Genomic DNA, 9,469 nt, shown 5'->3' with positions numbered 1-9,469 from the left:
CCCCCGCTCCTCTGCTCCCCCGCTCCTCTGCTCCCCAACTCTTTGACTCGCAACGTCACCCCGCCTTCCGTCGTAAACTTAACAGCATTTCCGAGCAGGTTAATTAAAACTTGACGCAATTTACTCTCGTCGGCTTGTAGGTATTGGGGAAGGGTTGGGGCATAATCAAAGACCAACTGTAACCCCTTACTGTGGGCGGGTAACTGGAACATTTCTGCCAGAGTGTTTAACAACTTATACAGGTCAAAGTTTGTTTTGTTCAGCGTCACCCGACCGACTTCAATTTTGGACAGTTGCAAGACATTATTAATCAGTGCCAGTAAATGCTCCCCGGAACGGCGAATGATGCCCAGATACTCCTGTTGCTCGGGTTGGAGGGATGAGTCATGTCCTAGCAATTGAGTAAAACCAATAATGGCATTGAGGGGAGTGCGCAGTTCATGGCTCATATTGGCTAGAAATTGGCTCTTCGAGTGATTTGCCACTTCTGCGGTTTCTTTTGCCTGTTGCAGTGCCAGTTCTGCTCGTTTGCGATCGCTGATATCCATCGCAGTTCCCAACAGTCGAACCACCTGTCCATTCCCATCGTAAACCACTTCCCCCCTGCACTCGATGTGCCGAACTTGACCGTCGGGTTGCACAATTCGGCAGTCTAATTCATAAGGATTTCCGGTTTCTAGCGATCGCTCAATCGTTGTTTGCCACAGTTGGCGGTCGTGGGGATGAATTTGAGTGATAAACTCAGCATAGGTCGGTTCCGGTTGAGTCGGGTCAAGCCCTAAAATGCGGAACAGTTCCTCTGACCAGGTAATTTTCTGAGTGTGAGTGTCGTACTCCCAGTTGCCGATATGAGCGATTCTATGAGCGGCTGCCAGATTCGCTTCGCTTTTTTGCAGGGAGGCGATTAATCGCGTCTTTTCTTCTTCGGAGCGCTTGCGAGCGGTAATGTCTTGAGAGTCAGCAATAAGACAGGTTTGTCCGTCGAGTTCGATCACTTCTGCCGATAGCAGTGCTGTCCGAATTTCACCCGATTTGGTGTGGAACTCGAATTCATAGTTGCGAATGGTGCGGTAGCGTTGCAGAGTCTGAAATAGATGGGTACGGGCTTCCAGTGTCACCCAAAAATTTAGTTCCACGGCAGTACGACCAATCACTTCTTCACGGGTATACCCCATAATTTGACAGAAGGTATCATTGACTTCGATATGTCGTCCATCGGACAGGGTGGTAATAGTAATAGCGCTGGGGCTGGAGCGAAAGGCTTTAAAGAATTTCTCTTCTGATTGACGTAGGGCGTCTTCGACTCGCTTACGGGTTGTAATGTTACGGGCAACCCAGATAACTGAATGATCGGGTAGGGGCGAGATGCTGGCAGAGAACCAAACATCGCGATCGCCTGCGGGTAGACTGTAATCAAAATAGGCAGTAGTTTGAGTCTCTATAACGTGCCGAATTTGGCTCAACCAAACCTCTGCTCTTTCGTCGTGAAGAAATTGCTCGATGGTTTGGTTGATTAGGGCAGCGGTGCCTTCGTCCCAGCAGTCTGGATTGGTTGGTGCAACTTCTATATGTTGACCTGTCGCATCAAGGGTTAACACAATATCGGTCATTGCTTCAAAAACTGCCCGCATTTTCCCCTCAGAGGTGCGTAGTTTTTGCTCAAGTAACTGGCGTTCCTTGACTTCTTGTTGCAGTTGCTGATTTTTTTCTTCTAATTCTCCCGTGCGGGTCTTGACAACTTGCTCTAATTGTTGATTGAAGTCGTGCAACTGAGCAGAAAGAGCTGCCAGTTTTTGGCGGCTTTTCTCCACTTCAACAACATCACGGTATGACCGGAGTGCTGCCAGTAGTGCGGTGAATAGTTTGGGTTGAGTCAGTTCGAGTTTAGTCTTATAATCGTTGATGTCGTAGTTCCAAATGACTGACTCTTCTGGAGCTTCGCCAGGTTGACCTGTTCGTAAGATGATGCGTACTGATTTATTTTTCAGCACTTCACGGATGTACTTAACCACACTTAATCCAGCATCGTTGGTTTCCAGGACGACATCCAATAAGATGACTGCCGTATCTGGATGAGCGGTGATTAAATTCTGGGCGTCTGATTCCGAGTAGGCTGAAATTAAGGTTAAAGATTTTCCTTCAAAGGAAAAACGCTTTAATATTAATTTTGTCGCTTGATGAACTTCTGGATCATCATCTACGACTAAAAGCTTCCAAGGGGCTTTTATCTCTTGATTCGGGTTAATTTCTGGTGTTACTGTATCCTCTGAGTTGAGGTTATCATCATTTTCAATAATAAATTCATCATCATTTTTTCGGAAATAGGGATTAAAATTATTTGTCATCGGTTACGACCCATCACGGACTACAAGGGGTAAATCAATCAGGAAAGTTGTGCCTGCTCCGACTTCACTTTCACAGCGAATAGTACCTTGCATTTTTTGGGTAACTAAGTTATAGACAATATGTAGCCCTAAACCCGTTCCCCCTTTATTCCGAGCTGTGGTAAAGAACGGTTCAAAAATTTTGCCTATGTTTTGAGTGGGTATCCCGCACCCATCATCAGTATAGTGAATGATAGCTCTAGTCTTAGCCTGCATCACCTTAAAGCGCAACTGCCCTCCTTCATTGGGCTGGTAAGCATGGGTAATGGAGTTCATTACTAAATTAGTCACAACTTGAGCCAGTGCTCCCGGATAATTGTTGATCATTATCGTTTCATCTCCCTCAACGGTTAGAGTATGTTGAGTCTGCTTAAGGTGAGGGTCTAAGTTGCGCAAGGTTTCCTCGATATAAGTTTTCAGAGCAAAGGAGCGCTGTTCCAAGCTTACTTGGTCAACTGCCACTTGCTTGAAACTTTGCACCAGTTTTCCCGCCCGTTGCACGTTTCTAAGAACCAATTGGCTGCTTTCAATCGCCTGATCCAGATACTCTTGTAACACCGACCGCTTTAACCGTCCTTGTTCGCAGGCGCGTGCAAACCTTTGGGTTGCGTTTTCTAGAAAAGACGCCGTCATAATTGCCGTACCTAGTGGGGTGTTGATTTCATGAGCCACACCCGCCACTAAATTTCCCAACGCCGCCATTTTCTCAGATTCAACAAGCTGGTTTTGGGTGGCTTTGAGACAATCGAGGGTTTGGGAAAGCTCCCGCGTGCGATCGGCAACGTCTTGTTCTAGAGTGGTGTTATATTGGGTCAGTAATTTCTCTGTTCGCTTGCGTTCTGTAATATCTTGCAAGGCATTGATACTGTAAGCAATGTTTCCTTCAGCATCGTAGATGGGAGTTGTCCAAATTTCTATGGGAACAATTTTGTTTTCTCGGTGAACTTCTAGGTCATCAGCGGCTCCACTTTCACCCTGAAGCGCTCGCACAATCGGCAGGGTTTCTGGGGGATACAGCTCCTGGGTGAGTGCGCTGTAGATTCGATAAACTGCTGAGAGTTCTTCAATCGGTGTTTTTGTATCAATACCTTTACCAAAAATATCCTTCGCTTTTTTATTCATAAAATAAAGTTTGCCCCTTTTATCCAGCACAACCACACCCACGGGTACAGCTTCGAGAAATTGAACCAATCGGTGCTCGCTTTCTTGCGCTACTTCTTCAGCTTGGTCGTGCAACTGCTCAACAACCGTATCGCCGTGTTCAGTCGAAGTCTCTAATAAAATTCTGAGATCAATATTTTCGTGTTTTAATTCTTCTCGTTCCCGTTGCAGACGTATATTTTCAACCTTCAGCCTACAAATTTTGACATGAATATTAATTTTTGCTATTAATTCTTGTTTGATAATGGGTTGGATGAGATAATCATTAGCTCCGGCTTCTAATCCAGCCATTAAGTCATTAATTTGATTGGGATTACCCAATAAGATTAGGGGCAATTCATCCGCCTGGCAAATTTCACGGACTTGGCGGGTTAGGTGAAAGTCCGTGATTGCCGACATCGTTATATTGAGTAAGATTAAATCAGGCTTGAATCCCTTTTTAATTACCGTTAATGCTTCTTCACAGGTATTGGCTTGTGTAATGGCATAATCTTGCCCAGACAAATGGTTGATGAGTCTCTGACCATTCGCTGATTCATCATTCACAAGTAAAATATCAAGGGTTGAGGATTTAGATGTACAATTCATGATCGGTTTTAGGGTTTTAGGACGATGCTCTCAAGACAGGCAAGATACCTGTTCTGATGCCCTACTCTAAGATGACAGCCAAGATGCCTGTTCTACTGTATACAGAATTCCCCTCTAGAGACGATACAATTGTCCACAGAAAAAATAAAGGTTGATTTTTAAAGATACCCTTGCCCTTGTCTTCTGCCTATCTGTTGATATCTCACGGAAGCCGCGACCAGCGTCCCCAGCTTGCTATGGAACAACTGGCAGAGCTGGTAAGGATTCGCTTGGGCGCTCGAGACACGACCTATAGATTGGCATCTCGACAGGGCGAGTGTCATCTTCAACCGTCTGAGGCTGACTCTATCGCAGCACCTGCTCTTCTTGCCAATGGCATTCCTTATCCCCCCGTGGGGACAGCAACCTTAGAACTGGCTCCTTTACCCTTACACCAGCAAATTCAGCACTTTGCTCGTCAAGCCCAAGGTGCTGGTTGTCATCGCATCCAATTACTGCCTCTATTTTTGCTACCCGGAGTCCACGTTATGGAGGATATTCCCCAGGAAGTGACAGTGGCACAGAAACAGTTAGGTGAAGACGTAATACTTGACCTGGGACTTCACCTAGGCGCTTACTCCAGATTGGCGCATTTATGGGTCAATTCCCAAAAAATAACAGGCACAGATGCCAAAATTTTGCTCTCTCACGGAACGCGCCGTCCTGGTGGCAATCAACCGGTGGATGCCGTTGCCCAGCAGTTGGGGGCGGTGGCAGCTTATTGGTCGGTGCAACCGACGCTAGTGGAACAGGTTCGGGATTTGGCGGCTGTTGGTCATGAGCAGATTGTAATTTTGCCTTACTTTATTTTTGCTGGAGGAATTACCGATGCGATCGCTCACACCGTCGCGGATTTACAAAAGCAGTTTCCCGATTTGCGGCTGCAGCTAGGTCAACCCATCGGTGCAACTCCCCAGTTGGCTGATTTAATTGTGAACGTTACTGAGAAATTATGAACCCAACCGATTCCCTGGATACAGATACGTCCCCTCAGAAGGCTCCCATCGGTAAAGTGTATCTGGTGGGTGCGGGTCCCGGCGACCCCGGACTGCTCACTATCAAAGGGAAAGGGCTATTGGAATATGCGGATGTGGTGGTTTACGACGCCTTGATTAGCCCCCAAATTTTGGCAATTATTAATCCTAATGCCGAGCAAATCAATGCTGGGAAGCGTCGGGGGCGTCACTCTCGTTTGCAAACAGAAACAACTCAGTTATTAATCGAGAAAGCCCAGACTCATGCGGTGGTAGTACGGCTAAAGGGCGGCGACCCCTTCGTGTTCGGTCGTGGCGGTGAGGAAATGGAAGATTTGGTGAGAGTTGGGATACCTGTAGAAATAGTGCCTGGGGTAACATCTGGTATTGCAGCTCCAGCCTATGCAGGAATTCCTCTAACCCATCGGGCTTATAGTTCCTCAGTTACGTTTGTCACGGGTCACGAAGCCGTAGGTAAGTACCGACCTCAAGTGAATTGGGCGGCGATTGCTCAGGCTTCGGAAACGATTGTAATTTACATGGGGGTTCACAATTTACCCTACATCGTCGATCAACTGTGTGGCGCGGGGTTGAGTGCCGATACGCCTATCGCTCTGATTCGCTGGGGAACGCGACCTGACCAGGAAGAACTAATCGGTACATTAGCTACCATTGTTGAAGAGGTGGAAGCTACCCAATTTGAAGCCCCGGCGATCGCCATTATTGGAGGTGTGGTTAAATTACATGGGGTTTTAGGCGCACCCGGATAAGGAAAAATGGGTGCATCCCTTTTTTGTAAAAATACGTCGGCGGCGGAGCTGGGGAGAATTTAGAGGTCAAATTTCCTCACCTTCTTTAAATTTGCATATTTGGGATGTTCCCGGAAAAATTGATGAGTAGCCTAAACTAAGAAGGCGGATGCTATAGCTCAATAATTTTGTCCTCTATTCTCGCTAAAGCTACAAGCCAGGTGCTGGGCTGCCATGATCGATCAGGTTTTAAACAATCGCTATCGCGTCGTCAGAATCTTAGGCGCGGGTCTATCAGGACTGATTTACCTGGCGGCTGATACTCGCCACCCGGATTTCCCGGTGTGTGTGATTCGACAGCTCAAACTGCCCCGTAAAGCATCTCAAGCAGTCACTCGCTTGCAGTTCCTCCTCGCGCACAAGTCAGAAACCCTAGAACGACTAGCACTGGGGAATCAAAGTCCGGAAATTTTAAACTATTTTGTCGAAGACCAAAAGTTTTATCTCGTTGAAGAGTTTGTTCCTGACCATCCCTTAAACCCACCGGAGGAATCGGGTCAATTGCCCGTGAAAGACCAAGGTGTGCTGCGGTTGCAAGAAATGCTAGCTTTGGCAGGTACTCCCCCTGTGCCACCTGAATGGGAACAGCCACCGATTCCTGTTTCCTTCCAACCCCTAATCAACGATGCCGAAACGTCGGAGGACTTTTCAGAAGTACAGCCGCCCGAAGATTCTCCCAAGAGCTACTCTGGCAAATTCTTCTGGCTGATTTTGGCAGGAGGGTTTGTTTTAGCAGTCGGTATTGGATTAATAGTACTACTTCAGGGTCGAGATCGGGCGACAGCCAAGGCGTTTTACAGGCAGGGCGTCGAAAAACTCAACAGTGGTGATTTGCCTGGAGCGATTCAATCCTTCGACCAGTCTATTGGACTCAATCCCAAAAACCCCATCGCCTACGGCAACCGGGGAAATGCTCATTATGATTTAGGAGCGTATAAGGCAGCGATCGCAGATTATAGTAAGCTGATTGAACTCGACCCCGATAATGCCGATGCTTATTACAATCGAGGGTTAGCGTATTATGATTTGGGAAATTGGCAGGGAGCTGTTGATGATTTAAGTCAGTTGGTTGAATTGCGACCCAACGATGGGTCAGCCTATTACAAGCGAGGGGTTGCCTATTTTGAGTTGAAAAACTATAAAATAGCCATTGAAGATTTCAATCAAGCAATTCAACTTAATTCCCAAGATGCTAAGGCTTACGCGGCGCGGGGTTTGGCGCGTGCTGCGGCTGGCAATAAGCAAGAGGCAATGGCAGACTATACCAAAGCGATTGAGTTAGATCCTAAAGATTCCAAGGCTTACTATAGTCGGGGGAGAGCTAGATTTCTGTTAGGGGACTATGCTGGCGCTGTGGAGGATTACACCCAAGCAATTGAGTTAGATCCCTCAGATGCTGAAGCTTACACAAATCGCTGTAGTGCTCAGTTAAATTTAGATGCCTATCAAGATGCGATCGCCGATTGTAACGAGGCAATCAATCTCACTCCCAACAATGATAAGGCATATAACAATCGCTGTATTGCTTATTTTAGTTTAGAAGACTATGAAAACGCTCTCCAAGATTGCAGCCAAGCAATTCGCCTCACTCCCACCAATGATACCGCTTACAATAACCGGGGAGATATTCGCCGCGAGTTAGGAGATAAGCAAGGAGCCCTAGAAGATTACACCCAAGCCCTTCGCCTGAATTCTAAGAATAGTGTAGCCTATAGTAACCGAGCCAATGTTCGCCAAAAGTTTGGTGATAAAAAAGGAGCCCTCGAAGATTATACCGATGCCCTGCGGCTTAATTCTAAAAACGCCTTTGCTTACTATGGGCGAGGCTTAATTCATGCCGAATTGGGAAATAAATCAAAAGCTATTGAAGACTTTGAAAAAGCTTCTAAACTTCACTTAGACAACGGTAGAATTAGCGGTTACAATAATGCCCAACTCCAGCTTAAGAAATTACGTTAATTGTATCTAGTAAACCCATTAACTTGCCAATCGGTTTAAGGCAGAGCAGAAGGGTTCCCAACCAAACTAACTGATGACCCATTGTTACTTGCAAATGTTGTGTTGTAAAACCAAAACTTTGCAAGAGCCAGTAACGGTTGGGCAGGAGCCATGCAGAAAGTTGATAAATGGTTAGAAAGCGACAAAAGCACTGGCAAAGATTTATCTTGTCCAGCAAAAGAAAATCGAAAAAAGGCATTGAAACACCCCGAACTATTGTATGCAGAGAAAGTTCGGCAAAAACCAGGGTAAGATTTCCCACAACCCTACCATCCACTTAAGTTTTTATAGGTGGGAGTACCTAGGGGTTCCCCCTACAGTCACGCCAGATAAGAGTAATTTTATTTTGAGCTAGGGTTTTCAGACAGCTTGCCTTCTTCCCGAGCATCTTTAATGGCTTTTTTGAGTATTAAAACCGCCATTTGAGATAAAGAACGCTCCTCAGCGTCAGCCAATTGTTGTAGTGCGTCTTTATCTTCTTCTTCCATGTAAAGGGTGACTGTGACTTTTGCCATACTTTAATTATAGGTGCTGTTGTGTGGATTGCACAGGTTAAAACAAAAAAAATTATTAAGCACATAACCAACCTGAACCTGTGTTGTCTTGTTGTTGAGAATAAGAATCATTAGCGCGGTTTTCTAGAAAATTTCGCGCTTTTCCCCAACGGGTGCGATCGCACTGGGTTAAGAAATTGCGATCGCCACCCTAATAGCATTAAAACAAAACTAGTCGCGCTTTCATCTCTCTTACTCAGTTCTATGCCAATCGATCAACTGTTCAATATCGCTAATCTCTTTGTTCTACCCTTCTGGGTGCTGATGATCTTGCTACCCAATTGGGGCGTTACCCGACGGGTGATGGAATCCTATCTGCCCTTTGTGGCGTTAGCGGGTTTGTACCTCTATCTATTTGTCAGCAGCATTACACCAGAATCTGCCCAAGCACTGTCTAATCCCCAGCTTGCGGATATTGCGCGATTCTTTGGGGACGAAACAGCAGCAGCAACGGGATGGATTCACTTTTTGGTGATGGACTTGTTTATCGGACGTTGGATTTATTGGGAAGGACAGCGAACAGGTGTTTGGACAGTTCACTCCCTGGCGCTGTGTTTGTTTGCAGGACCGATGGGATTACTGTCTCATATTCTTACAGCTTGGATTTCAGGACGGTTTTTTGCTGCGTCTGAGTCTGAGTCTGTCACTCCTTCTACGGGTACGCCGTAGACTTCAAAAAGTGGCGGAAGCTGGAATGATAGAGACTGTAGCGGATTTCTCCATCGAGTTGCTGCTGCTGTAAGAACTCAATCCAATACTCCAGCACTTTCTCTACGTCATAGTCATCCTCATCAATGAGTTGGGCGATTTCTGCGGCGGCTAGGGGTTGTTCGTGCTGTATGAGGATGTGGAGTACGGCTAGCGGGATTGATTTCTCCCCATGCCCCTCTCCTGCACACTTCGGCACGCTCAGTGACCGGAGAGGGGAGTCTGACTCCCTCATTCCCTGGTAGGGAAGGGGG

At 46.5% G+C, this 9,469-nt stretch carries 8 protein-coding genes and 1 pseudogene; 4 read left to right on the top strand and 5 right to left on the bottom strand.

The annotated features are described in order from the left end of the window. Together IQ257_RS27675 and IQ257_RS27670 are read right to left on the bottom strand one after the other, a co-directional pair. A partial coding sequence (locus tag IQ257_RS27675; RefSeq protein WP_193933397.1) for a PAS domain S-box protein occupies window positions 1–2,345 on the bottom strand: 2,345 nt, incomplete at its 3' end. 3 nt (window positions 2,346–2,348) lie between these two features. Beyond that, window positions 2,349–4,133 carry an ATP-binding protein gene (locus tag IQ257_RS27670; protein ID WP_193881207.1) on the bottom strand — a complete coding sequence of 595 codons (1,785 nt, stop codon included), beginning with the start codon at window positions 4,131–4,133 and terminating at the stop codon, window positions 2,349–2,351. Window positions 4,134–4,303: 170 nt separating this feature from the next. On the opposite strand from IQ257_RS27670, the gene IQ257_RS27665 reads away from it, so the two are divergent. The 3 genes from IQ257_RS27665 (at window position 4,304) to IQ257_RS27655 (ending at window position 7,914) form a co-directional block, all read left to right on the top strand. Beyond that, on the top strand, window positions 4,304–5,128 hold the full coding sequence (locus IQ257_RS27665; protein ID WP_228061093.1) for a sirohydrochlorin chelatase: 825 nt from the start codon (window positions 4,304–4,306) through the stop codon (window positions 5,126–5,128). Next, the gene (gene cobA / locus IQ257_RS27660; protein WP_193881210.1) at window positions 5,125–5,916 is read left to right on the top strand and encodes a uroporphyrinogen-III C-methyltransferase; all 792 of its coding nucleotides are present in this window, start codon (window positions 5,125–5,127) and stop codon (window positions 5,914–5,916) included. The genes IQ257_RS27665 and cobA overlap by 4 nt, the downstream gene beginning before the upstream one ends. A 213-nt stretch (window positions 5,917–6,129) precedes the next feature. Next, the gene (locus tag IQ257_RS27655) at window positions 6,130–7,914 is read left to right on the top strand and encodes a tetratricopeptide repeat protein (protein WP_193881212.1); all 1,785 of its coding nucleotides are present in this window, start codon (window positions 6,130–6,132) and stop codon (window positions 7,912–7,914) included. Here IQ257_RS27655 and IQ257_RS30445 read toward each other — a convergent pair. Together IQ257_RS30445 and IQ257_RS27645 are read right to left on the bottom strand one after the other, a co-directional pair. Beyond that, window positions 7,898–8,215 carry a hypothetical protein gene (locus IQ257_RS30445; RefSeq protein ID WP_193881214.1) on the bottom strand — a complete coding sequence of 106 codons (318 nt, stop codon included), beginning with the start codon at window positions 8,213–8,215 and terminating at the stop codon, window positions 7,898–7,900. The two genes, IQ257_RS27655 and IQ257_RS30445, sit on opposite strands and share 17 nt — an antisense overlap. 79 nt (window positions 8,216–8,294) lie before the next feature. Next, on the bottom strand, window positions 8,295–8,468 hold the full coding sequence (locus IQ257_RS27645) for a ribbon-helix-helix domain-containing protein (RefSeq protein WP_193881216.1): 174 nt from the start codon (window positions 8,466–8,468) through the stop codon (window positions 8,295–8,297). A 243-nt stretch (window positions 8,469–8,711) separates the two neighbouring features. Between IQ257_RS27645 and IQ257_RS27640 the strand changes: the two genes are divergently transcribed. After that, window positions 8,712–9,176: an ABA4-like family protein gene (locus IQ257_RS27640; protein WP_193881218.1), complete on the top strand. Its 465-nt coding sequence runs from the start codon at window positions 8,712–8,714 to the stop codon at window positions 9,174–9,176. Here the strand turns inward: IQ257_RS27640 and IQ257_RS27635 are convergent. Continuing rightward, a pseudogene (locus IQ257_RS27635) lies at window positions 9,160–9,469 on the bottom strand (hypothetical protein); the annotation flags it as partial. The gene IQ257_RS27640 and the pseudogene IQ257_RS27635 overlap by 17 nt on opposite strands.

The sequence above is a fragment of the Coleofasciculus sp. LEGE 07092 genome (genome assembly GCF_015207375.1).
Classification (GTDB): Bacteria; Cyanobacteriota; Cyanobacteriia; order Cyanobacteriales; family Coleofasciculaceae; genus LEGE-07092.
This window is presented reverse-complemented; position numbering and strand designations above follow the sequence as displayed.